At 69.4% G+C, this 22,435-nt stretch carries 22 protein-coding genes; 9 read left to right on the plus strand and 13 right to left on the minus strand.

What is annotated here, in order from left to right:
- Positions 1-50 precede the first annotated feature (50 nt).
- Positions 51-1,298 carry an ATP-binding protein gene (locus FAB82_RS10600; RefSeq protein ID WP_136534513.1) on the plus strand — a complete coding sequence of 416 codons (1,248 nt, stop codon included), beginning with the start codon at positions 51-53 and terminating at the stop codon, positions 1,296-1,298.
- Positions 1,299-1,452: 154 nt separating this feature from the next.
- Here the strand turns inward: FAB82_RS10600 and FAB82_RS10605 are convergent, their stop codons facing one another.
- Together FAB82_RS10605 and FAB82_RS10610 are read right to left on the minus strand one after the other, a co-directional pair.
- Positions 1,453-1,764, minus strand: coding sequence for an SHOCT domain-containing protein (locus FAB82_RS10605; protein WP_136534514.1), 312 nt, complete (start codon positions 1,762-1,764; stop codon positions 1,453-1,455).
- 132 nt (positions 1,765-1,896) lie between these two features.
- Positions 1,897-2,490 (minus strand): hypothetical protein, encoded by a 594-nt coding sequence (locus FAB82_RS10610; RefSeq protein ID WP_136534515.1) that lies wholly within the window; start codon positions 2,488-2,490, stop codon positions 1,897-1,899.
- 186 nt (positions 2,491-2,676) lie between these two features.
- Here FAB82_RS10610 and disA point away from each other — a divergent pair, with 186 nt between their 5' ends.
- From disA to FAB82_RS10625, 3 genes are all read left to right on the plus strand, one after another.
- Positions 2,677-3,756, plus strand: a complete 1,080-nt coding sequence (disA, locus tag FAB82_RS10615) for a DNA integrity scanning diadenylate cyclase DisA (RefSeq protein ID WP_136534516.1) — start codon at positions 2,677-2,679, stop codon at positions 3,754-3,756.
- Between the two features lie 259 nt (positions 3,757-4,015).
- The gene (gene pgsB / locus FAB82_RS10620; protein ID WP_136534517.1) at positions 4,016-5,290 is read left to right on the plus strand and encodes a poly-gamma-glutamate synthase PgsB; all 1,275 of its coding nucleotides are present in this window, start codon (positions 4,016-4,018) and stop codon (positions 5,288-5,290) included.
- A complete protein-coding gene (locus FAB82_RS10625) occupies positions 5,287-5,829 on the plus strand; it encodes a poly-gamma-glutamate biosynthesis protein PgsC/CapC (RefSeq protein WP_136534518.1) in 543 nt (180 codons plus the stop codon). Before pgsB ends, FAB82_RS10625 begins: the two co-directional genes overlap by 4 nt.
- Here FAB82_RS10625 and FAB82_RS10630 read toward each other — a convergent pair.
- On the minus strand, positions 5,781-6,446 hold the full coding sequence (locus tag FAB82_RS10630; protein ID WP_136534519.1) for a hypothetical protein: 666 nt from the start codon (positions 6,444-6,446) through the stop codon (positions 5,781-5,783). The genes FAB82_RS10625 and FAB82_RS10630 overlap by 49 nt on opposite strands.
- A 61-nt stretch (positions 6,447-6,507) precedes the next feature.
- On the opposite strand from FAB82_RS10630, the gene FAB82_RS10635 reads away from it, so the two are divergent.
- A complete protein-coding gene (locus tag FAB82_RS10635; protein WP_136534520.1) occupies positions 6,508-7,389 on the plus strand; it encodes an HhH-GPD family protein in 882 nt (293 codons plus the stop codon).
- A gap of 131 nt (positions 7,390-7,520) precedes the next feature.
- Here FAB82_RS10635 and FAB82_RS10640 read toward each other — a convergent pair whose 3' ends face one another.
- The 4 genes from FAB82_RS10640 to FAB82_RS10655 all read right to left on the minus strand — a co-directional run bounded on the left by FAB82_RS10640 (position 7,521) and on the right by FAB82_RS10655 (position 10,747).
- Complete coding sequence (locus FAB82_RS10640; RefSeq protein WP_136534521.1) at positions 7,521-8,681, minus strand: PrsW family intramembrane metalloprotease; 1,161 nt, start codon at positions 8,679-8,681, stop codon at positions 7,521-7,523.
- Positions 8,681-9,208, minus strand: coding sequence for a hypothetical protein (locus FAB82_RS10645; protein WP_136534522.1), 528 nt, complete (start codon positions 9,206-9,208; stop codon positions 8,681-8,683). The genes FAB82_RS10640 and FAB82_RS10645 overlap by 1 nt, the downstream gene beginning before the upstream one ends.
- Positions 9,209-9,484: 276 nt before the next feature.
- Positions 9,485-9,706, minus strand: a complete 222-nt coding sequence (locus FAB82_RS10650; RefSeq protein ID WP_136534523.1) for a BldC family transcriptional regulator — start codon at positions 9,704-9,706, stop codon at positions 9,485-9,487.
- Between the two features lie 207 nt (positions 9,707-9,913).
- Positions 9,914-10,747, minus strand: coding sequence for a DUF8083 family protein (locus tag FAB82_RS10655; RefSeq protein WP_136534524.1), 834 nt, complete (start codon positions 10,745-10,747; stop codon positions 9,914-9,916).
- A 115-nt stretch (positions 10,748-10,862) separates the two neighbouring features.
- Here FAB82_RS10655 and FAB82_RS10660 point away from each other — a divergent pair, with 115 nt between their 5' ends.
- Together FAB82_RS10660 and FAB82_RS10665 are read left to right on the plus strand one after the other, a co-directional pair.
- Positions 10,863-11,930, plus strand: a complete 1,068-nt coding sequence (locus FAB82_RS10660) for a Glu/Leu/Phe/Val dehydrogenase dimerization domain-containing protein (protein WP_136534525.1) — start codon at positions 10,863-10,865, stop codon at positions 11,928-11,930.
- A 263-nt stretch (positions 11,931-12,193) separates the two neighbouring features.
- Positions 12,194-12,448 carry a DUF3073 domain-containing protein gene (locus FAB82_RS10665; RefSeq protein WP_136534526.1) on the plus strand — a complete coding sequence of 85 codons (255 nt, stop codon included), beginning with the start codon at positions 12,194-12,196 and terminating at the stop codon, positions 12,446-12,448.
- 262 nt (positions 12,449-12,710) lie between these two features.
- Here the strand turns inward: FAB82_RS10665 and FAB82_RS10670 are convergent, their stop codons facing one another.
- Positions 12,711-13,439: a hypothetical protein gene (locus tag FAB82_RS10670; protein WP_136534527.1), complete on the minus strand. Its 729-nt coding sequence runs from the start codon at positions 13,437-13,439 to the stop codon at positions 12,711-12,713.
- Positions 13,440-13,534: 95 nt separating this feature from the next.
- Between FAB82_RS10670 and FAB82_RS10675 the strand changes: the two genes are divergently transcribed.
- Complete coding sequence (locus tag FAB82_RS10675) at positions 13,535-14,980, plus strand: aldehyde dehydrogenase family protein (protein ID WP_136534528.1); 1,446 nt, start codon at positions 13,535-13,537, stop codon at positions 14,978-14,980.
- A 99-nt stretch (positions 14,981-15,079) separates the two neighbouring features.
- A complete protein-coding gene (locus FAB82_RS10680; RefSeq protein ID WP_136534529.1) occupies positions 15,080-16,108 on the plus strand; it encodes a hypothetical protein in 1,029 nt (342 codons plus the stop codon).
- Between the two features lie 128 nt (positions 16,109-16,236).
- Here FAB82_RS10680 and pstB read toward each other — a convergent pair whose 3' ends face one another.
- The 5 genes from pstB to FAB82_RS10705 form a co-directional block, all read right to left on the minus strand.
- Positions 16,237-17,055 carry a phosphate ABC transporter ATP-binding protein PstB gene (gene pstB, locus FAB82_RS10685; RefSeq protein WP_342799445.1) on the minus strand — a complete coding sequence of 273 codons (819 nt, stop codon included), beginning with the start codon at positions 17,053-17,055 and terminating at the stop codon, positions 16,237-16,239.
- A gap of 178 nt (positions 17,056-17,233) precedes the next feature.
- On the minus strand, positions 17,234-18,088 hold the full coding sequence (locus tag FAB82_RS10690; RefSeq protein WP_136534531.1) for a DUF6042 family protein: 855 nt from the start codon (positions 18,086-18,088) through the stop codon (positions 17,234-17,236).
- Positions 18,089-18,191: 103 nt separating this feature from the next.
- Positions 18,192-18,386 (minus strand): hypothetical protein, encoded by a 195-nt coding sequence (locus tag FAB82_RS10695; protein WP_136534532.1) that lies wholly within the window; start codon positions 18,384-18,386, stop codon positions 18,192-18,194.
- Positions 18,387-18,509: 123 nt separating this feature from the next.
- Positions 18,510-20,297, minus strand: a complete 1,788-nt coding sequence (locus tag FAB82_RS10700; protein ID WP_136534533.1) for an NHL domain-containing thioredoxin family protein — start codon at positions 20,295-20,297, stop codon at positions 18,510-18,512.
- Between the two features lie 97 nt (positions 20,298-20,394).
- Complete coding sequence (locus FAB82_RS10705; protein WP_136534534.1) at positions 20,395-22,056, minus strand: flagellar basal body-associated FliL family protein; 1,662 nt, start codon at positions 22,054-22,056, stop codon at positions 20,395-20,397.
- Positions 22,057-22,435 lie beyond the last annotated feature (379 nt).

Consider the following 22,435-nt stretch of genomic DNA (forward strand, 5'->3'; position numbering starts at 1 on the left):
AATCTGAGCAATTGTTCTGATGCAACTTGAGCAGATTGGCGATTAACAACATGGACCAGCGTCGACGCTGGCTGGCGGATCGTGTCACCCGCGGGCTCGGATTCTCCCGGGTAGTCGTAGTCACCGGCCCTCGACAGTCCGGCAAGACCACACTCGTCCGAAAAATGGTGGAGCCGGAGGGCACCTTCCGAAGACTCGACGACGAGGCCACACTGCAGGCGGCCCGCAACGACCCGATCAGCTTCGCGAATTACGGTCCCACCCCCCGCGCGATCGATGAAATCCAGCTGGGCGGCGACTCGCTAGTCCGTGCCGTCAAGACCGTCGTGGACGACAACCCCGCCAAGGGCCAGTTCATACTCGACGGATCAGCCGACTTCCTCACCGTCCCCGGCCTTTCCGAGTCGTTGGCGGGTCGAGCCTCGTTCTATGAGCTACTGCCGTTCAGCCAGGGGGAGATCGAGGGTTCACGGGACGAATTCGTCCGCCGGGCCTTCACCGACCCCGATTCGTTGCGGGATTCGGCGACTTCCCCGGTCACTCGCAACGACTACCTGGACCGGATCGTTCGCGGCGGCTTCCCCGAAGCGTACGTGCTCCCATCGGAAGACCGAGCCGACTGGTTCGACGGCTTGGTCCGCACCGTGACGCAGAGGGATATCACGGCGCTGGCGAACGCCCGTCGCGCCGGCGAGATCCCCAGACTCCTCCGCCTTCTGGCGGCTCGGACCGCGAGCGAGCTGGTGATCTCGCAAATCCATTCGGACTCCGGGCTCGGGCGGGACACCACAGCCGACTACATCGGCTTCCTGGAGATGACCTACATGATCCACAAGGTCTCGGCCTGGTCGACCAACTTCACCAACCGAGCACGCCGCACTCCGAAGGCGTATCTGCTCGACCCCGGACTCGCAGCGCATCTTCTCGGCGTCGACGTCGAGGGACTCGCGGTCCCAGAGGACCAGAGGCGCGGTCCGCTGACCGAAACCTTCGTCGTCGGTGAAGTGAAGAAGCAGCTCGCATGGTCCGGTACGCGGGCCCAGATGTTCCATTTCCGAGACCAACACGGGGCCGAAGTCGATCTGATCCTGGAACACCCGGACGGCAGAATCGTGGCCGTGGAGGTCAAAGCCGCCTCCACGACCCAGGGCAGGGATTTCAAACATCTTGCCGCACTGCGCGACAAGCTCGGCAACCGCTTTGTACACGGGTTCGTCCTGAGCATGCATCCGACCCCGGTCGCCTTTGGAGACCGGCTCACGGGACTCCCGATATCCGCCCTCTGGACGAACCGCTGAGAAACGGCCTGAAATCCGAAGTGCCGCACCGCGAACGCTTGGTCCCGTGTCCATGAACGAGGTGCGATCGCGTTTCGAGCAGGGAGTGGTGCACCGCAGAAAAACGCCGGCCCGGCGCCTTTCGGCGTCCGGACCGGCTTCGCGGTATTCGGTGTCAGGTCTGGTCGGTCGGGCTCGGCGGTTCGGGTGGGACCGGGGCCGAGCCTTCGAGTCTGGCTCGCATGTCTTCGTAGGTGGCCGCGTCGATCTCACCGGTCGCGTAGCGCCGGTCGAGGATTTCCCTGGCCGTGCCGTGCTGCATCGGGGTGAACGGCGGCCGGTGTGCCGCCATGGCTCCGGACTTGCTGAACCGCAGTACCGCCCAGATGATCAGCGCGATGAATCCGGCCCAGAACAGCAGCATGAACAGCCCCCAGATCCAGCCGCCCATCATGCCGGGCCCGTCGTAATAGTGGTTTCCCCACATCGTCGTCTCCCACCCTCCCTGTCTCGATTGAGTGGTTCTCGACTCCATCATCACCCCGTCGGGCACCGCTGTGAATCGTCTTAGAGACGTATTCGAACTACAGCAGGGCGACTACCCGCAGGTCCCGTGGTACTAGAAGCGGTCGACGACCTGGACATGGCCGGGGGCGTAGGACGCGAGGCGGGCCAGGAGCTGGTCCGGTTTGGGTTCGAAGTCCTTGCAGCGGATGGCCAGGTCGAAGCCGGCGACCAATCCTTCGGTGGCGCGGTTGGCCTCGCGCAGGACCGATCGGTCGATGAAACCGGGGCGGTCGGAGCCGCCGCGGCCGAGGTAGACGTCCGCGGCGAGCAGCAGGTAGGACTGGCCGCGCCGGCGCGAGCCGACGGTGATGGCCGCGAGCTCCTCGACATTGCTCCAGGGGATGAGCAGGACCTTCCCGAAGCTGGGGCGCACGCGCAGCCCGAAGTGGTTGACGAACAGCATCGGGGGCCGCACGAGCGGGGCCAGGAAGAACACGGTGCCGATCAGGGCGATGACGGTGAAGAAGCCGGGCAGGGCGACCACGGGGTTGGCCTCGCCGGAGTCGAGGGTGCCCGGTTCGGTGTGCACGAGCCAGGCCAGAGCGGCGATCCCGGCGGCGCACACCAGGGCGTACAGCACGAGAGAGGAGATGCGGCGGGCCGGCGAGCTGCGTTCGACGACGACCCATTCCGAACTCCTGCGCACAGCCTCACCTCCCCGGTCGACACTCTAACTATGGTCGCCCCGTCCTGGCTACCGGCGGGTCGCAAAATGGGGGTCCTTGTTTCTGACGTTTCGTCCGTACACTGGTAGCAACCCGGCATCGCCCCAAGCCCGTACGGCGCCGGCGAACACCGTCCAACCGGCTGAGCCGGAACGCAAGTCCAGACAATGGGGGTTCTTGTGCCGGCGATCCCGGATGAAGGCCTACGCGCGACCCTGGCCACGATGGCCCCCGGCACCGCCCTGCGGGACGGGTTGGAGCGGATCCTGCGGGGCCGCACCGGCGCGCTCATCGTCGTCGGTTGCGACGAGGACGTCGAGACGATGTGCACCGGCGGCTTCGAGATCGACATCGAGTTCTCGGCCACCCGGCTGCGCGAACTGTGCAAAATGGACGGCGGCGTGGTCATCACGACCGACGGCTCCCGCATCGTGCGAGCCGGGGTCCACCTCATGCCCGACCCGTCGATCTTCTCGGCCGAGTCCGGCACCCGCCACCGCACCGCCGAGCGCGTCGCCAAGCAGACCGGCTTCCCCGTCATCTCGGTGAGCCAGTCGATGCACACCATCGGCCTGTACATGGGCACGCTCCACCACCTGCTGGAGCCGTCCACGAAGATCCTCTCCCGCGCCAACCAGGCCCTGGCCACGCTGGAGCGCTACAAGCAGCGCCTGGACGAGGTCGCGGGCAACCTGTCGAGCCTGGAGATCGAGGACCTGGTGACCGTGCGGGACGCGGTCGCCGTCCTGCAGCGGCTCGAAATGGCCCGGCACATCGCCGACGAGGTCGAGGGCCACGTCATCGAGCTCGGCACCGACGGCCGGCTCCTGGCCCTCCAGCTCGACGAGCTCATGGCCGGCGTCGACGCCGACCGCGAGCTGGTCGTCCGCGATTACGTGCCCGATGGCGCCGACTTCCCCAAGGCGCTGCGGACCGTGGACGAGATGAGCTCGACCGAGCTGCTCGACCTGACCGCCGTGGCCCGCTCGCTCGGCTTCCCGAACACGGCCGACGTGCTCGACCGGCGGGTCGGCCCCCGCGGCTACCGCATGCTCGCGAAGGTGCCCCGGCTGCCCGAGACCGTCATCGAACGCGTGGTCGACCACTTCGGCTCCCTGCCCGAGCTCCTCGGCGTCACCGTCGAAGACCTCCAGGACGTCGACGGCGTCGGTCCCGGCCGCGCCCAGAACATCCGCGAATCGCTCACCCGCCTCGCCGAGGTGTCGATCCTCGACCGCTACATCTAGGCCGAGGCGGTGACCGACCCGTCCGGGCCGGTCACCGCCTCCGTCGTTGCGATACAAGGGAACTCATAGCAGTCCTTCCCGTACCCCCGGTCATGGAAACGCTTCCCCACTTGAGTCCGAATAATGCGGTATCTGCTATATTCCGGTGAAATCGAATATTGACGAAATTCAATATGGGCCGCGCCGTCCGACGGCGCGTGTGCAACTCTCCCCGGCACGGGCGACACACGCAGGCCCCCTCACCGCCAAAGGACTCAGCATGCTGTTCCTCTACTGCTGCGTGTCGCTCTCCTGCCTGGCACTGGCCGCGGCCGGCGCCATCGAGCAGCGACGCCACTACCGACACCTCCGCTCCATCCCGCACCGCGTCCTCGTCAACGGCATCCGCGGCAAGAGCTCCATCACCCGCCTGTGCGCCGGCGCCCTCCGCGGCGGCGGCATGGTCACCGTCGCCAAGACCACCGGCACCGCCGCCCGCTTCATCCACCCCGACGCCACCGAAGAACCCATCCGCCGCAAATTCGGCATCGCCAACGTCATCGAACAGCTCGGCGTCGTCCGCCGCGCCGCCGCCTTGGGCCCCGACGCCCTCGTCATGGAATGCATGGCCATCCTCCCCGCCAACCAGGAGATCAACCAGACCAAACTCATCCAGTCCACCATCGGCGTCCTGTGCAACGTCCGCGAAGACCACCTCGAGGAGATGGGCCCGACCCTCGACGACGTCGCCCGCTCCCTCTCCCGGTCCATGCCCGTCGGCGGCATCTGCGTCACCGCCGAACGCGAACGCCTCCACCTGCTGCGCCACGAGGCCCGCAGACGACAATGCCGACTGCGCCTGGTCGACCCCGAATCCGTCACCGACGCCGAGATGTCCAAATTCGACTACATCACCTTCAAAGAGAACGTCGCCATCGCCCTCGCCGTCGCCGGACTCCTCGGCATCGACCGCCGCGACGCCCTCGAAGGCATGTGGGCCGCCCCGCCCGACCCCGGCGTCCTGCGCGTCGAAACCTATCGCCCGGCGGGCAAGACCATCCGATTCGCCAACGTCTTCGCCGCCAACGACCCCGAATCCACCCTCATGAACATCCGACAGCTGCTTGAGCAGGAAGCCATCGAACGGCCCCTCTACATGGTCGTCAACTGCCGACCCGACCGCATGGAGCGCAACGGCCAGATGGGCGCCCTCGTCCCCCTCGTCGCCCCCGAGAAGGTCATCCTCATCGGCGGCCCCACCCGCTCCGCCAAGGTCGCCGTCCCGCCGCGCTGGCAGGACACCGTCATCGACCACGGCGACCTGAACGCCGGACCCGGGCTCCTCGAAGCGGTCATGGCCGACATCCCCAGCGGCGCCTCCATCGCCGCCGTCGGCAATATCCACGGACACGGCGAAGCCCTCATCGAACAGCTCTCGCACCACCCCGCCGGCGCGGACGGCGCTAGGCCCTTCCCCGGCGTCGGCGACCTCCCGCTCCCGGTCACCGCGAACGGCTTCCAGCCGCTGACCGAGTTCCAGGCGGGCCCGCGATGACCGGCACCGTCCTCCAGCCCGAGGTCGCCGTCATGGCCCTCGCCGTCGGGCTGCTCTTCTCCCTGGTCTGCTACCTGACCACGAACCTGTCGCCCGGCGGCATGATCACGCCCGGCTGGCTCGCCATCAGCCTGCTCATGAACGCCGCCCAGACCCTCGTGGTCATCGGCATGACGGTGGCGACCGCCCTCATCGTCATCGGTCTGCGGCGCCTGATGATCCTGTACGGCAAACGGCTCTTCGCCGCCGCCGTCCTCACCGGCGTGCTGCTCCAGACCGGGCTGTTCCTCATCGTCCAGCACACCGAGACGTCGCTGTACTCGCACTACATCCTCGGGTTCGTCATCCCCGGCCTCATCGCCTACCAGATCGCCCGCCAGAAGACCGGCGTCACGATCGCCGCGACCGTCGTCGTCACCGGCGCCTGCTACCTGGTCCTGGTCCTCGGGGTCCTCACCGCGCTGGTGCCCACGACCGAGCCCGCGCCCGGTCAGGTCAGTTCGATCGCCGTCACCGGAGAGGCCGCCTCGCCCAGGTGAGCGCTCAACTCGTAGTCCCCGGCCGGAAGCTGCCGCCGGTCGCCCGCGCAGCCCGGCTCCGAGGCCAGACCGTCGAACTCGAACTCGACGGTCTGGCCCTTGCCGTCCTCGAGCTCGACCGGCTTCGCGGACGCGGGGGTGCAGTGCGCGCTCGAATACACCACGTCGGCCCCGGCCGCCAGCTCGATCGACACCCCGCCCAGGTCGGCCGTGCACGCGGCGTCCGCGCCGCTGGCCACCAGCACGCTCACCGGCACCGGTGAACCGGAACGGGCCTGGTCGAACGCCGCCACCACCTGGAGCATCAGATCGTCCGCCGTGCAGACCGGCACCACCGGCTCAGCCGAGGACGCCGACTCACTCGGCTCGGACGGGGGCGCCTCGGACGGGACGGTCGGGCGCTTGAGGGTCGAATCGACCGACGGCGTGGCCCACTCCTGGGCCTCGGCATCGCCCTCGGCCGTCGCCGAGCCGCCGTCGTCCCCGCCGATCGCTCCGACCGCCACGACGACCACGATGATCAGCGCGAGGACCGCGCCCGCCACGATCGCCCGCCGCTTCCAGTAGACCGCCTCGGGCTCCGAGCCCTTCACCAACTTGCCCCGAAAACCCTGCACGTCGGGACGCTAACGCACCCTCCGAGGCGATCGGGGGAACTACACGCGGACAATAGGGGCCATGCCGACATCCGAAGTGCTGTCCGAGCGCCTCCTGCCGTGGTTCGAAGATCAGGGCCGCGGCGGGGACGACCTGCCCTGGCGCCAGGAGGGCACCACCGCCTGGGGCGTCCTGGTCTCGGAGGTCATGAGCCAGCAGACCCAGGTCGCGCGCGTCGCCCCCGTGTGGGAGCGGTGGATGCGGCGCTGGCCGACCCCGGCCGACCTGGCCGCCGCGCCCACCGCCGACGTGCTGCGCGAATGGGACCGGATGGGTTACCCGCGGCGGGCCCTGCGCCTCCAGGAGTGCGCCCGGATCGTGGCCGAGAAGTACGACGGCTCCGTCCCCTCGGACCCGGCCGAGCTGGAGCGTCTGCCCGGCATCGGGGTGTACACCGCCGCCGCGGTGGCCGTCTTCCACTACGGTGCCCGGCATCCCGTGGTCGACACGAACGTCCGCCGCGTGGTCGCGCGCCTGGGCGGCGCGGCCGACGCCGGGACCGCCACCACCAAGGCCGACCTGGCCGCCACCGAGGCGCTGCTCCCCGACGGCGCCGAGGCGGCCGCGAGGGTGTCGGTGGCGCTCATGGAGCTCGGTGCGCTGGTGTGCACCGCCCGCAAACCCGAGTGCGGCGTCTGCCCGGTGGCCGCCGAGTGCGGCTTCGCCGGCCAGGAGATCCCGCCCGGTCCCAGCCGCAAACGGCAGCGATACACCGGCACCAACCGGCACGTCCGCGGTGAGGTCATGAAGCTCCTCCGGGACGCCGACGGGCCCGTCCCGCGCGAGCGAATCGACGCCGTCTGGCCCGATTCGAGGATGCTCGACGAGGCGATTTCCCAGCTCATATCGGACGGCCTGGTAGGTACCGACGAATCGGGGCAATTCGAGTTGCCGAGCGCGTGACAAGGGCCGCCACCACTGCTACGTTGGAATTGAGAGAACTTCACGATGCTCGGTCGGCGCCGATTATTTCGAGTCGGCGGCTCTGGGTCGAACTTCACTGCTCATACAGTGAAGCACCGGACGGACGAAAGTTATTGTCCGTGCTCACCGCCGGTGCCAGAGCCGAATCGCCTACCGACCTGATCCGCCCCCGTGCGGCTGGCCAGGAACACGACGACGCGGCTCGCGCCAATTACCGTCGCGTCGACCGCGGACCGGCCGCCAGAAAGCGGATCAGGATGGGAGCGGACGCCTTGAGCGACGGACGCGACCGGGCAACGACGATGCCGCCGAGGTACCGCGCGCTCAGATCTCGGCGGCACCGTCTCGTTCTCGCCGCTTCGTAAGGCCGCCTGAGGGCGGCCTCTTTCTTCGTCCGCGAACCCCTCCGCAGCGCCTGAGAGGGCCGCTGCCGGCGCCTCGTTGCGCTTGGCCCACCGGATGATCCAGACGACGATCAGGACCGCCGGGAGCCCTTTCGCCGCCACCGCCGCCAGGACGCCGACGGCGCCGAGACCGAAGCCGTCGCGGCCCAGCGGGGAGTTCCACAGCGCGTGCAGCGCGATCACCCCCACCAGGGAGGCCGCCGCGACCCACCCCGAACGCCGGGTCTTCCTCGTTGCGGCATAGGCGATCCCGGCGCCGACGATGGCGGTGAACACCGCATGGCTCCACAGCCCCGCCAGCACCCCGCGCACCACGAACACGGCCACGACCGGTTCGACCACGTCGCCGGCCCGGTTGAGGACCGTGCTGGACATGGCGAAGGCGTAGCCCTCCACGATCTGGAAGCCCACGCCGCAGAACGCGCCCAGGACGACCCCGTCGAGGACGCCGCGGACCCGGTCCCACACGATCGCGACCCCCAGCACCACCCCGGCCGCCTTGACGACCTCCTCGACCACCGGCGCCCCGAGCACCGGCGACCACTGCCCGGCCCACGCGGGGCCGCCCGCGGTCGCCAATAGGCCCCGCACCGCGTTGGAGCCGTACAGGGACGTCATGACCGCGACGGTCGCGCCCCACACGGCGACGACGGCCAGCGCCGCGCCCGGCACCGAGAGGTGTTCGGCGAGGCGGCGGCGCAGCCACCAGAACGGGAGGGCGAACAGCGAGAACAGGAGCAGGGCGCAGGTGCCCGCTCTGGGATAGGCCAAGCCGACCGGGAGGGTGTTGTACAGCAACAGGATCGAGGCGGCGGCGATGAAGAGCGCGGCCGTCCACTGGGGCGGGCTGGTGGGGTCGAGGCGCATCAGGCCTCCCCGAAGGCGATGCCGTCGATGAGGGCGTCGATGCGGTCGACGGTGGACTCGTCGAGGGCGGCGCCGGTCGCGGTCACCTCGGCGCGGACCTGGTCGTGGACGAAGGCGCAGGCGAATCCCGCGCCGGTCTCGGTGACGAAGCTGCGCCCGGACCCGGCGACGCCCGAGGCGGTGCAGGGGCGGCTATCGGTGAGCTGGACGCCGGGCTGGACCTCGAGCAGGCGGGCCATCTCGGCGGCCAGGTAGTCGGCGTCGAACTCGTACGGTTCGGCCACGGCGATGGCCACTTCCGCGTCACCGACGAGGAATTCGACGCGGCCGGACTCGGGCTGGTAGTACCCGGGGCGCATGTGGACCTCGGCGGGCGCGGTGATGGTCACCTCGAACAGCGTGAAGGTCTCTCCGCCGACGTCGACGGTGGGGGCGACGGCCTTGTTCAGCAAGGGCACCGCCAGCGCGAGGGCGAGGACCACCGCGGCGACGACGGCGGAGACGGCGAGGCTCTTCTTGCGCGACACGCCTCAACCTTGACATGGCTTTGCCGCCGGCACATCGCGAACGGCGGCCGAACGGGCGCCGGGCGCATTCGATATGGGGCCGAGGGGTTCGGGGGCGCACCGGATGCGGGGGTTCAGGGGGGTTTGGGGCGAGGGGTCGAAGGGGTTCGGGGTCCTCGACTGGTTCGGCGGGCGCGGGCCCTGAGGGAGGGCCCGCGTCAGCGTCTCGGATGGTGGGCGTGGCCGGAAGGGTGGTCCGGCCGGTTCCCACTGTGCCGCTAAAGGCCGTGCTGTTGCTTACTCGGCTGCTTCGCGCTGAGTCGGGATGTCACCGTTGATCAGGGCGCGGATCTCGGATTCGCGGTAGCGGCGGTGGCCGCCGAGCGTGCGAATCGCGGAGATCTTGCCGGCCTTGGCCCAACGGGTGACGGTCTTGGGGTCGACGCGGAACATCGCGGCAACCTCAGAAGGCGTGAGCAGGGCCTCTGTTTCAACCGGAAGGTTCAAGTCTGTCGTCATCGTTCGTTCTCCTCCACAGACGGGCGTGGAATCACCGGGTTCCGTAGCCTCGATTGGTTCCTTCTCTAATCGTCCGTGCTGTAACAGATGTCCGACATAGTCCGAACGGCCGATTTTGTGTGGACGTTCCGGTCGCGTCACTCATCCGAGTGATCACTCCAAACAGGAAACGCAAGGTGGCGGGGGCTGTGCGCAGGTGTTTCGGGCTCAGTTCAAACGCTCGGTGAGACGACGATCACGCCAGCGCTCGATCAGTTTCATGTAGCAGTCCTGTGCGGACTCGACGTCGCCCGCGCCGAGGTAGTCCAGGGACTCCCAGGTGAGGTCGACGGAGTCCTCGCGGCGCAGCTCCTCGTAGTCCAGGCCTGAGACGATGCCGCCGTAGTCGAGTTCGACGATCGAGTCGTGGTGGAAGCCGTCGAGCCAGTCGCGGGTCTCGGCCAGGGCCTCGGCGAGGTCGGCGCCCTCGCCGAACTCGGCGCGGACGAGGTTGCGGGCCACCACGAGTCCGGTGCGGGCGCGGGCCATGGGGGTGCGGTAGCGCAGCCAGGTGGCGCGGGGGTGGATGACGAGCTGGCGGTCCTCGGGCCTGACGCAGGCGAACCAGCGCAGCGGGACCGACCAGGAGGCGACCTGCTCGTGGGCGTCGGCGGGGGCCTCGCGGCGGTCGGAGCCCTCGTCGTGGGCGACCACTTCGGTGGCGGAGGCGAGGAACTCGGGCGGGATGAGCGCCTCGGCGACGGCCTCGGGGGTCAGGCGCCGCACTTCGAGGGCGGAGGCGGCGATGCGGTAGCGCAGGTTCCAGGGGCAGATGAGCGGGTCGGCCTCGCCGCGGTCGATGACGTACGCGTCGCGTCCGAAGGCCGGTACGCTCCGCCACGGCCACCCGATGCGCTCGTACAGCGCCTCGCGCCGGACCCGGGGGCCCTCGTGGATGTCGACCGCGCGTCCGGAGGCGGCGTAGGCGCGCCAGTAGTCGGCATCTACAAAAGCCCCCGCCGGCTCGTAGACACGCAGATACGACGCGTTCGGTGCGTACACGAGGCAGATACTTCCACAGTCATAAGATGAGGACGTAGGCATACCCGCGCTACGCCAGCACGTCTCGGCCGCGACCCGGCCTGGGCGCGAGCCGTTCTTTGAACTGGAGCAAGCCATGAGCATCTTCGACGAATCGGGCCATGAGCAGGTCGTGTTCTGCCACGACCCCGATTCGGGACTCCGCGCGATCATCGCGATCTATTCCACCGCGCTGGGCCCGGCCCTGGGAGGCACCCGCTTCTACCCCTACGCCTCCGAGGACGAGGCCCTGAGGGACGTCCTGCACCTGTCGGAGGGCATGGCGTACAAGAACGCGATCGCCGGGCTCGACCACGGCGGCGGCAAGGCCGTCATCTGGGGCGACCCGGCCATCGACAAGAGCGAGGCCCTGCTGCGGGCCTACGGCCGCTTCGTGGAGAGCCTGCACGGGCGCTACGTGACCGCCTGCGACGTCGGGACCTATGTGGAGGACATGGACCAGGTGGCGCGCGAGACGCGGCACGTGAGCGGGCGCTCGCCCGAGGCGGGCGGCGCGGGCGACTCCTCGATCCTGACCGCCTTCGGGGTGTTCCAGGCAATGCGGGCCGCGGCCCGCCACCGCTGGGGCACCGAGGACCTGGCCGGCAAGACCGTCGGCATCGCGGGGCTCGGCAAGGTCGGACGGCACCTGATCCCGCACCTGACCGAGGCCGGGGCGAACATCGTCGCCTGCGACGTCTCGGACGCGGCCCGCGCATGGACCTATGAGCACTTCCCGAACGTCAAGCTCGTGGCCGACGCCGACGAGCTCATCGCCTCCGGACTCCACGTCTACGCCCCCTGCGCGCTGGGCGGGGCCCTGAACGAGCAGTCGCTGAAGACCCTCGACGCCGAGATCGTGTGCGGCGCGGCGAACAACCAGCTGGCCGAGCCGGGCATCGCCCTCGAACTGGACCGGACCGGCGTCCTGTACTGCCCGGACTACGTGGTGAACTCCGGCGGGGTCATCCAGGTCGCCGACGAGTACGACGGCGCCTTCGACTTCGACCGGGCGAAGCGGCGCACCGAGCAGATCTTCGCGACCACGGCCCGGATCCTGGAGCGCGCCAAGGGGGAGGGCACCACGCCGGTGGCCGCCGCCGACGCGATCGCCGAGGAGCGCATGGCCGCGGTGGGCCGGCTCCAGCGCGTGCGCCTGTTCTAAAGGTTCGCAGCGCCCTTACGCTCAATATCCGAATCCGTTCGAACACCCCCGCGCCCGCATAGTGGAGCCGTCGCTCCCACTATGCGGGCGGTCGTTCGTACCCGTCTGGACGCCCCCGTCGGTAATCTGTGGCATCCAACTCATGGGCCGGGATGCAACCGAGCACCGCGAGGTTGTACCGTAGGAGCCACGAAGAGATTGCAAGCATTCCGGGGCGCCTGACTGGCTGCCCCGATGATTTCTGTGCGAGGGGGTCGAGCCATATGGGGCGAGGCCGAGCCAAGGCAAAGCAGACCAAAGTGGCCCGGAAGCTCAAGTACCATGCTCCGAACACCGACATACGGGCGCTCGAACGCGAGCTCTCCGGTGGTCGTGAGGACGTTGAGCCTCAGGAGCATGAGGAGGAACCGGACCCCTACGCCGCTTATGCCGAGCGGTACGAGTCGGACGATGACGACGTCCGCGAAGAGGACTGGATCCCGCCCAAGAAGCAGTTAGCCTGCCCGCCGACCGTCTGATAGGACGGCCCGCGCGCAGGAGGGCGTGCCCGACCGACACCTGCAATCCACAAATCCAGCGTGACCCACTGGGGCGATTCGTCGTGTCCTCGATTCCGGAGGCCGCGGCGGACGACGTCGTCCGCCGGTCTGCCGGGGCGAGTTCCTCGGCATTCTCACTCAGTTCCAGCGCAGGGATTCTCATACATACAGCCGAAGGGCGGGGCGACCAGATGGTCGCCCCGCCCTTCGGCTGCCTTGCGTCCTTTTACTCGCTTCCTGATTACTGCTGGGGAGCCTGGGGCCACTGCTGGCCCTGCTGCGGCTGACCCGGCTGCTGCGGCTGGCCGGGCTGCACCTGGCCGGTCGGGTAGCCCTGCGGGGCCGCCGGAGCCTGCGGCGCGGCCGGGGCGGCCGTCCTCGGCGCGGCTCCCGACGCCGGCACCATGAACACGGCACTGACGAGCGCACCGTAAGCACCGATGACGAGCAGAGCGGCGATCCAACCCGCGGCGTCGCCGGCACCGTCACCGTCGGGCAGGCTCGCGATGGCGTACGCGAAGTCCGCGAGGAACAGCGCGCCGATGGCGATGGCGCCGAGCTTCCACAGGTTCTGGAGCTTCTCGCCCATGAAGACCGTCAGGCCGAGCAGCATCACCAGCCCGACGAGACCGCCGGTCATGCTCCCGCCCAGGTTGCCGGAGGCCCAGCCGGCGATGACGGTGGGACCGTCGGAGAACTCGCCGCCGTCGCTGAACCCGGCGATCAAACCGCCGAGCACCGCCGCCGCCAGGCCGGAGACGGCGAGGATGCCCGGCATCGCGGGCAGGCCGAACTTGTCGAACAGCGACGGGCCCTGCTGGGCATAGGCCGCGTACTGCTGCTGCTGGGCTTGCTGCTGCTGGTACTGCGCTTGAGGAGAGGCGTACGGGGTCTGCCCGTAGCCTTGTTGCTGCTGCGGCTGGCCGGGCGTGGGCTGCGGATACCCCGCACCTGATTGCTGTTCACTCATGGCCCCATCATGCACTGTGAAGGCAAGAACCCTCAATTGGGTTCGACGCCCCGGCAAGCGGGCCAAGGTCGCTCGCGAAGCTCTAGGCTGGAGTCATGTCGCAACGTCTCCGTCCCGTATCGCCGATCTGGGTGGCAGGGCGTCCACAGCACGGCGAAGAGGAATTCTTCGTCACCCACCCCTTCGACGACTCGCCCGTCGGCGCGGCGTCATGGGCCACGTCCGGACAGGTGGAGGCCGCCGTCTCGGCCGCCGCCGGGATCGCGGCCGAATGCGCCGCCCTGCCCGCGCACGTGCGCGCCGAGGCGCTCGACCACGTCAGGCGCCGCCTCGACGAGGAGGCCGAGACGTGCGCCGAACTCATCACGGCCGAATCGGGCAAGCCCATCACGTGGGCGCGCGTCGAGGTGCGCCGCGCGGTCTCCACGTTCCGCTGGGCCGCCGAGGAGGCCCGCCGCTTCTCCGGCGAGATGCAGCGGCTCGACACCGACCCCGGCGCCGAGGGCCGCCTGGCGCTGGTGCGGCGCTTCCCGCGCGGCCCCGTCCTGGGGATCACGCCGTTCAACTTCCCGCTGAACCTGGTGGCGCACAAGGTGGGCCCGGCGATCGCCGCTGGCTGCCCGGTCGTGCTCAAGCCGGCCCCGGCGACGCCGCTGTCGGCCCTGCATCTGGGGGCGCTGTTCTCCGAGACGGACCTGCCCGCGGCGATGCTGTCGGTCCTGCCGGTCCCCAATCAACGCGCCGAGCAGCTGGTGGACGACCCGCGGCTGCCGGTCGTCTCGTTCACCGGTTCGGGCGCGGTCGGGGCGCAGATCCGGCGTCGCGTGCCCGAGAAGCACGTGACGCTCGAACTGGGCGGCAACGGGGCGGCGCTGGTCGCGGCCGACTACCCGAAGCGGGACTGGGCGGCGGAGCGGATCGCGACGTTCGGGAACTACCAGGCCGGGCAGTCGTGCATCGCGGTGCAGCGGGTGTTCATCGAGGCCGCGGCGTTCGCCGATATGGCGGACCGGATCGTGGAGAAGGTCAAGGCCCTGGACACCGGCGACCCGAACGACCCGGCGTGCAAGGTCGGGCCGCTCATCAACGAGGAGGCGGCCGCGCGCGTCGAGGGCTGGATCGGCGACGCGATCGCCGAGGGCGCGACGGTGCTGTGCGGAGGGACGCCCCGGTCGGGGTCGACGCTGGAGCCGACGGTGCTCCAAGACGTTCGCGCCGATGCGCGGGTCCTGCGCGAGGAGGTCTTCGGCCCGGTGCTGGTGCTCCAGAGCGTCGAGGGCTTCGAGGAGGGCCTGGCGGCGATCAACGACTCGCGGTACGGGCTCCAGGCCGGGGTGTTCACCGACCGGCTGCCGCAGGCGATGCTGGCGCACCGCGTGCTCGAGGTCGGCGGCATCGTCATCGGCGACGTGCCCTCGTTCCGGGCCGACCAGATGCCCTACGGCGGGGTCAAGGGCTCGGGCGTGGGACGCGAGGGCGTCCGGTCCGCGATGGACGACTACACCACCGAACGCGTCCTGATCCTCCCCGACTCCCTCTAAATCACCTATCGTTTCCAGGGCCCGAATCGACTGCGATGTTTCTAACTGAGGACGGTCCCATCCCTGGTCGCGATCGCCGAGCCCCTATAACTTGGGGACATGACTGTCCCTCCCAACTACGGCCAGGGCCCCGGCGGGCAACAGCCTCCCGGGTACGGCTACGGCTCAGGACCTGACCCGCAGACGCCCGCCAACGGATACGGCTCCACTCCCGATCCGCAGTCCGGCTCCGGCTTCGGCTACCAGCCGGGCCAGTCGAGCGGCGGATACGGCGGCGCGCCCGGCCCGGCGGGCTCCGGTGGCTACAGCTACCAGAACCCGTACGACCCGCAGAGCGACCCGTACTCCCAGCCGGGTGCGCCCCAGCCGCCGAAGAAGAACCTCGGCATGATCGGCGGCATCATCATCGGCGTCACGGTCGTGGTGCTGGGTGCGATCCTGCTCGTCACCCTGGGCCTGAGGGGCGACGAGCCCACCGACGACCCGACCGCGGCCGCCGGCTCCGAGTCGCCCTCGGCCGAGGAGAGCACCGCCCCCGAGGAAGAGGAGTCGGAGCCCCAGGCGGGCGACGAGGTCGGCCAGTGCCTGCCGTACGAGCCGGCAGTCGCCGACGACGGCTACGGGGACGGCCTCGTACTCGCCGAGTCCTGCGACGCCGAGGACGCGTTCTGGACGATCACCGCCCAGTCCTACGACGTCTCCGACATCGCGGTGGACGACGAGGGCTACCTCGTCGACAATGCGCCGGTCTACGACTTCTGCGGCGAGAGCGTCGGTGCGTACCACCCCGGCCAGCCGTGGACGAACTGGCATTACGTGTACTCCTCGGGCGGCCTCGACTCGCTGTACTGCATCGAGGCGATCGACAAGACCAACGCCGAGTCGGAAGGCGTCCCGGTGACGCCGACCGAGGGCGACTGCTTCGACAAGACCTCCGAGTGGTGGACCGTCGACTGCTCGTCCGACAAGGCCGTCTACGAGGCGACCGGGGTGGTCGAGCTCGACGAGCCGACGGACCTGAGCGACGAGGAGGCCGCCGAGCAGGCGACGTGCGGCGGCAACCTCTACTGGGAGCTGCCCGACCCTGAAGGCCGCACCACGGCCCTGCTGTGCGGCAACGAGTTGTAAGCCGAAGCCGGGGAACGAACGAGAAAGCGGGGCCGCCCTGAGGAGGGCGGCCCCGCTTTACGTTTCTCGATTCGGCCTTAGCCGCTGTGTTCTCGTTCGGTCTTAACCGCTGTGCTCTCTGTTCGGCCCTAGCCGAAGCGCCCGGTGATGTAGTCCTCGGTGCGCTGGTCGGACGGGTTGGAGAACAGCTTCTGGGTGTCGTCGAACTCGACCAGGAACCCGAAGCGCTCGCCGGCCTCGTCGACGTCGGCCGAGTAGAACGCCGTCGAGTCGGAGACGCGGGCGGCCTGCTGCATGTTGTGGGTGACGATCACGATCGTGTAGTCGCGCACCAGGTCGTTCATGAGCTCTTCGATGCGGGCGGTCGCGATCGGGTCGAGCGCCGAGCAGGGCTCGTCCATGAGCAGGACCTCGGGCTCCACTGCGATGGCCCGCGCGATGCACAGGCGCTGCTGCTGGCCACCGGAGAGCGCCAGGGCGCTCTTCTTGAGGTTGTCCTTGACCTCGTCCCACAGGGCCGCGCCGCGCAGGGCCTGCTCGACCCGGTCGGCGAGGTTGTCCTTCATGCCGTTGATGCGAAGGCCGTAGGCGACGTTGTCGAAGATCGACTTGGGGAACGGGTTGGCCTTCTGAAAGACCATGCCGATGTGGCGGCGGACCGCGATCGGGTCGACGCCGTGCGCGTAGATGTCCTTGCCGTGGAAGGTGACCTTCCCGCTGACCTTGGCGCCGGGGATGAGGTCGTTCATGCGGTTGATGGACCGCAGTACCGTGGACTTGCCGCAGCCCGAGGGTCCGATCATCGCGGTGATCTGGTTGCGGGCCACCGGCAGCGAGACGCCGCGGACGGCGTGCACCTGACCGTAGTGGATGTCGACGCCTTCGAGCTCGATGACCGTGCCGGTCTCGACCGGGGCGGAAGTGCCCGCCTGGCTGTCAAGCGCGATGCGGGCGCGGACTTCGGTCCTGCCGCTGGTCTCGTTCACTGGCACGCAAACTCCAATCACCGTATTTCAACCGCTGTTAACGTGTCCTGTACTCATCAAATGCGATCGAGGTGCACGAGGGTTGGCAATCAGGTGAACGCCGGGTGAATGTGGGGCGGGAGCTGGGTCTCGGACTTGTTCAGGCGTGCTCGGGCGGCAGCAGCTCGTCATTAGGATAGCCGCCCAGTAGATCGTCGGAGGCGGTGAGCGTGAACTCCTCGTCCAGCGCAATGGTGGCGAGATTCGAGGAGGAGGCGACGTCGCCGTCCTCGGACAGCTCCATGAGCATGCCACGCACGACCTGCGCCGGCACGCCGGCATCGTCGCCCAGCTCGTTGAGGCTGAGCTCGACCTCCACCGACTTGCCGCCGCCGGGCAGGACGAAGTGGCCCTCGTCGTCGAAGTCGTACTCGACGCCGCCGACCCTGCGAATGGCGATGGCGGTCAGTTCCTCGAGGTCGCCGCGCTGATCGGCGGCTTCCTCGATCGCCTCGAGCTTGCCGAAGGCGAGGACGTCGAACGGGTTGATGTACAGCTGCGGGGCCACGAACAGCTGGCCGTCGCGGGTCTCGCCCCGGTACAGGCCCAAGGCGAGCAGGAATTCGAGCAGGTCGCGGACGGTGTGCGGCACGGGCAGGCCGGCCCGCTCGCAGTGAGTGGTGAAGGTCGCAATGCGCTCGCTCCGTTCGGCGGTGGCCCGGTCGTACTCCTCGCGGGCCTCCTTCTCGATCACCTCCGCGGAGGTGCCGAAATGGTGCTCGCGGGCCTCGGTGATCCAGTCGTCCACATCGCCCGGATCGCACCAGACCGGTTCGTTCCACAGGTCGTCGTCGGGGAAGACGTCGGCCCACCAGCTCGCGGGGAACAGACTGAGCGAGGGGACGGTGCGGAACAGCTCGATGCTGCACGGCATGATCCGGATCCAGGCGGGGTGCATCTGCGCCTGGACCGGGCCGGTCTCATCGCCGCCGAAGGGCCTTTCGAAAGCTTCCACACATCGACGGTATCAGCGCACCACGACATCGCCCGCACGCATGGCCGCAGCGTGGTCCGCGTCCGACACGGGGCCTTGCACAGTCGAGTCCCGGGACCGGAATCTAACCCAGCCGAAGGCCCGAAAGGTCCGGTTCGAACTCGGCGAGGGAACCGGCGTATTCGGGGGTGAGGTATTCGAGGGTGCGCACTTGCTGCGCGAGCAGCTGCCCCACCGACACGATCTGGTCGGCTGGATTGATCACGAGCCAGTGCTGGTACTCCGAGTAACGTTCTTCGGCCTGCGCCACGGCGGTCACAGCTTCCTCCTGAGGTGATCGGGTGCGATCAGGCCAACCTAATGCGCCATGAGCGCTGCACGGATTCATGACACGCGCCCACGGGATGAAATACCTGTTTCGGCACAGATCACACCGGACGGATCAGGAGCGCAGCACCAGGCGCAGCGTACCGGTGCCGCCCTCGGCGACCTCGATGGGCACGCCCCAGTCCTGGCGGGTCAGGTGGCACGCCGGGTGCTCGGCCTCGGCGTCGCAGGTGGCGGCCTGGGCGACGACTTGGAGGACGCCGCGTTCGATGCCGTCGGCGAGTTCGAGTTCGCGGTCGAGTTCCTCCGTCTGTCCCGCCCCGGCGGCGAGCAGCTGCGGCGGGTCGGCCGAGACGGTCACCGAGATGGGCGAGCCGTAGGTGTAGTCGAGCTTCTGGCCCTCGGCGGCGGTGAACAGGACTTCGAGTCGCAGCTTGCCGGGCCCCACCTTGGTGCGCTTGCGGGTGACGCGATGGTGCTCGCCGTCCACGGCGGACTCCGCCGGCTCGGGCCGGACCAGCCGGTGCGCGGCGGACTCGACCACGACCAACTCGCCGTTCAGCACGATCACGTCGCTGGGTTCGGCCAAGCCGGAGACCAGCGTGGACACGTCCCCGGTGTGCGGGTCGACGCAGCGAACGGCGCCGTTGTAGGTGTCGGCGATGGCGATGCGGCCGTCGGGGAGGACGGTGACACCGAGCGGGTGCTGCATGAGCGCATCGGCGGCGGGGCCGTCGACATGCCCGAAGTCGAACAGCCCTTGGCCGACTGCCGTGAGGATCAGCTTGTCGTGGATGAACCGGAGCGCGGAGGTCTCGGCGTCGACCACCCACAGGAATTCACCGTCGACCGCGAGGCCGGAGGGCTGCGCCATCCAGGCCTCCCGGATGTCGCCGTCCTTCAGGCTCTCGACGGTGGAGCCGACGTAGGGAGCGGCGGTTCCCGACAGCGGTTTGAAGTACCAGAGCTGGTGAATCCCGGCCATCGCGATGATGATCGAGTGCCCGTCCCAGGCGACGTCCCAAGGAGAGGAGAGGTCGACTTCGAGGGCGGCGTCGGTCCCGTTGTCCATGCGCCACTGCCTGCCGGTCCCGGCCACGGTGGTGACGGTCCCGTCTGCGAGGCGCACGCCGCGCAGCAGGTGGTTGACGGTGTCGGCGACGACGACGTCGTAGCCGACCTGGGCGGCGATGTCCTCGGGCAGCAGCGCGAGCCCTTGCGGCTCATTGAACTGCGGCTCGGTGCCGTCGGCGCGGCCGCGCTCGCCGGTGCCGATGACGCCGGTGACGGTTTCGAGGTCGGGGGCGAGGCGGACGAGCCGGTGCCGGGCGGAGTCGGTGACGAGGACGTCGCCGCCGGGCAGGGGCAGGGCCTTGCCGGGGAAGCGCAGCGTCGTCTCCGCCTCGGGCGCGGCCACGTACGGCGTGCCCTCGGGCTTCAGCGTGCCGTCGGCGGTGTGGGTCTCGACCAGGCCGCCGATGAGCTTGTCGAGCGCCTCGACGTGGCCTTCGCCGGCCATGGTGGACACGACGTAGCCGACGGGGTCGATGACGACGAGGGTGGGCCAGGCGCGGGCGGCGTAGGCGTCCCAGGTCTTCAGGTTCGGGTCGTCCAGGACGGGGTGCTCGACGCCGTAGCGTTCGACGGCGGCGGCCAAGGCCTCCGGGTCCTTCTCGTGCTCGAACTTCGGGGAGTGGACGCCGACGATGACGAGGGCGTCGCCGTACTTCTCTTCGAGCGGACGCAGTTCGTCGAGGACGTGCAGGCAGTTGATGCAGCAGAACGTCCAAAAATCAAGAACCACGACCTTCCCTCGGAGGTCGGCCAGTTCGAGCCGGCGGCCGCCGGTGTTGAGCCAGCCGCGGCCGACGAGTTCGGCCGCGCGCACGCGAGATTGGGACATCGGGCGATCTTATCTCGCGCACACGGGGGCAGGCCCCGTCCGGACGAGTCCGGCCAGGGCCTGCGAAAGCCGGTGTGAACTGCGAAAACGTGGACCGCTATTCGGCGGGTTCGGCTTCTTCCTCGCCGAGGAGCGTGAGGCAGTAGACGACGCCTTCGTACTCCATGGATTCGCGTTCTTCCTCTTTGCACTCGGCGCCGTTGTCGACCTCTTTGGTGATCTCGAAGTCCTCGCCGTCGGTGGCGTCGGCGCAATCGACCGGCTCGACGGCCTCTTCGCTGACCTTCGTGACGCAGCCGCCCGGTTCGAAGGCGGGGCCGCGGAAGAACATGAACCAGGCGCCGACGGCGATGCCGAGGACGAGCACGACGGCGATCGCGATGCCGGGGATGAGCCAGCTCTTGCCGCTCTTGGCGGGGGCCTGCGGCGGGTACTGCTGGCCGGTGCCCATCGCGCCGGGCGGCATCTGTCCCGGGGGCATCCCGGCGGGCGGGTACTGGCCGGCGGCCATGCCGGGCTGGGACGGCTGCTGCTGGGGCGAGCCGGGCTGCGAGGGGCCGTAGCCGGGGACGGCCGAGGCCGGCGGCTCGCTCTGCGGGTTGGCGGGCCCGATGATGAGCTTCTGGGTGTCGTCGGACCGGACCGGCGGAGGCTGCTGCGCGTAACCCTGCGGCGGCTGCTGTTGGGGCTGCTGTTGCTGGGGCTGCTGCATCTGCGGCTGCGACGACTGCTGCTGGTCCGCCGGGGGCATGGCGTTGCCGGCGAGCGGGTTCGGCGGCGGGGACGGCCAGGCCGTGGCCTGGTCGGCCGGGACGCCGCTCTGGAGGTCCTCGCCGTACGGAGCGGGCGCATTGAAGCCGCCGACGCCTTGGGGCGGGAGGACCTCGGTGCGCTCGTTGTCCTGGTACGGGGCCTCGGCTGCGGGCATCTCGCCGGGAGTCGCGCCCGGGTTGAACCGGAGGATGGTCGTGCCGCCCTCGTCGAAGCTCGGGACGGGGGACTCGTGCGGTTCGGGTTCGGCGGCGGGAGCCACGGGCTCGGGCTCGACCGGTGGCACCTGCGCGGGTGCGTCCGCGGCGGGAGCGGCCGGGATGTCGAAGTCCATGGAGGCGGCCTTCGGGATCGCCTGCGTCACATCGGCATCGAAAGGTTCGGGAACGGGGGTCTCGGCCGCAGGGGCAGGCGGGGCCGCCTCGGGCTCGGGTTCCACCGCAGGGGCCGCGGGCTCGGGCTCCGGCTCGGCGGGAGCCGCCGCTTCGGGAACGTCGGGCTCGGCAGCCGCTTCAGGTTCGGGGGCCGAGTCGGCGGCCGGGGCGGCGGGGATGTCCGCGTCAGCGAGAGCGGAAGTCGGGATCGCCTGCGTCGCATCGTCTTCAACGGGCGCGGCGGGCTCCGCTGCGGCCGGTTCGGGCTCCGGAGCGGGCGCTGGCGCCTCGGGTTCGGCGGCGGCCTGGTCGGCGGAGCTCTGGTCGGACGGCTCGGCAGCGACTTGGTCGGACGGTTCGTCCGCGGCCGGGGCGGCGGGGATGTCGGCACCGGCCAGCGCGGAGGTGGGGATCGCCTGCGTCACTTCGTCTTCGACGGGCGGTGCCTTCTCGCCGTCGTCTGCCGGTTCGCTCGCGGCGTTGGTGTCGTCGGGCTCGGCGCTCTCCGGGGCGGGAGGCGGATTCGACCCCTGCTCAGGGGAGGCGTCGGTGTCGCGGGCCCGGTCGTCGGGGGCCTCGCCCTGCTCAGGCGTGTTGCCTTGCTCGGAGGTCACGGCTGCTCCTCAATGCTGCTTTCGGCCCGGCGTCTTGGGGGAACGCCAGACGCGTCACACGGTACAGCAGCAGGGCACGCTCTCACTCGACAGGGTTACATCCGGGTTGCGCCGCATCGCCATCGGAGCGGGGAAGACGCGTGATCCGCATGGGACCGAAATGGAGTGGGGAGAGATTAAAGACCGGGCGCCGGCAGTTTGCCCACCCCTCATGGCAAACGCGGCGCCCGGTCGGTGTGAGAACCCCCTGGAGAGGGTCTCGCGGTGCGGAGACTCGGCGTTGTCGACCGCACCATTGGGAGGAGATAAGTTCGCGGCCTCGAATCGAGGCGTCCGCCGGGGCCGATGCTCGACTCCCAGTCGTCGGTCCGCGGCGGTC

The organism is Glycomyces buryatensis (assembly GCF_004912275.1).
In the GTDB taxonomy this organism is placed as follows: Bacteria; Actinomycetota; Actinomycetes; order Mycobacteriales; family Micromonosporaceae; genus Glycomyces; species Glycomyces buryatensis.

What these genes read in the sequence shown, in the direction of transcription:
- FAB82_RS10600 (WP_136534513.1), top strand. Translation starts at nt 51, where the DNA reads ATGGACCAGCGTCGACGCTGGCTGGCGGATCGTGTCACCCGCGGGCTC.
- FAB82_RS10660 (WP_136534525.1), top strand. Translation starts at nt 10,863, where the DNA reads ATGAGCATCTTCGACGAATCGGGCCATGAGCAGGTCGTGTTCTGCCAC.
- FAB82_RS10680 (WP_136534529.1), top strand. Translation starts at nt 15,080, where the DNA reads ATGACTGTCCCTCCCAACTACGGCCAGGGCCCCGGCGGGCAACAGCCT.
- FAB82_RS10665 (WP_136534526.1), top strand. Translation starts at nt 12,194, where the DNA reads ATGGGGCGAGGCCGAGCCAAGGCAAAGCAGACCAAAGTGGCCCGGAAG.
- FAB82_RS10605 (WP_136534514.1), bottom strand. Translation starts at nt 1,764, where the DNA reads ATGTGGGGAAACCACTATTACGACGGGCCCGGCATGATGGGCGGCTGG.
- FAB82_RS10650 (WP_136534523.1), bottom strand. Translation starts at nt 9,706, where the DNA reads ATGACGACAGACTTGAACCTTCCGGTTGAAACAGAGGCCCTGCTCACG.
- disA (WP_136534516.1), top strand. Translation starts at nt 2,677, where the DNA reads ATGGGGGTTCTTGTGCCGGCGATCCCGGATGAAGGCCTACGCGCGACC.
- pgsB (WP_136534517.1), top strand. Translation starts at nt 4,016, where the DNA reads ATGCTGTTCCTCTACTGCTGCGTGTCGCTCTCCTGCCTGGCACTGGCC.
- FAB82_RS10700 (WP_136534533.1), bottom strand. Translation starts at nt 20,297, where the DNA reads ATGTCCCAATCTCGCGTGCGCGCGGCCGAACTCGTCGGCCGCGGCTGG.
- FAB82_RS10675 (WP_136534528.1), top strand. Translation starts at nt 13,535, where the DNA reads ATGTCGCAACGTCTCCGTCCCGTATCGCCGATCTGGGTGGCAGGGCGT.
- FAB82_RS10640 (WP_136534521.1), bottom strand. Translation starts at nt 8,681, where the DNA reads ATGCGCCTCGACCCCACCAGCCCGCCCCAGTGGACGGCCGCGCTCTTC.
- FAB82_RS10635 (WP_136534520.1), top strand. Translation starts at nt 6,508, where the DNA reads ATGCCGACATCCGAAGTGCTGTCCGAGCGCCTCCTGCCGTGGTTCGAA.
- FAB82_RS10625 (WP_136534518.1), top strand. Translation starts at nt 5,287, where the DNA reads ATGACCGGCACCGTCCTCCAGCCCGAGGTCGCCGTCATGGCCCTCGCC.
- FAB82_RS10670 (WP_136534527.1), bottom strand. Translation starts at nt 13,439, where the DNA reads ATGAGTGAACAGCAATCAGGTGCGGGGTATCCGCAGCCCACGCCCGGC.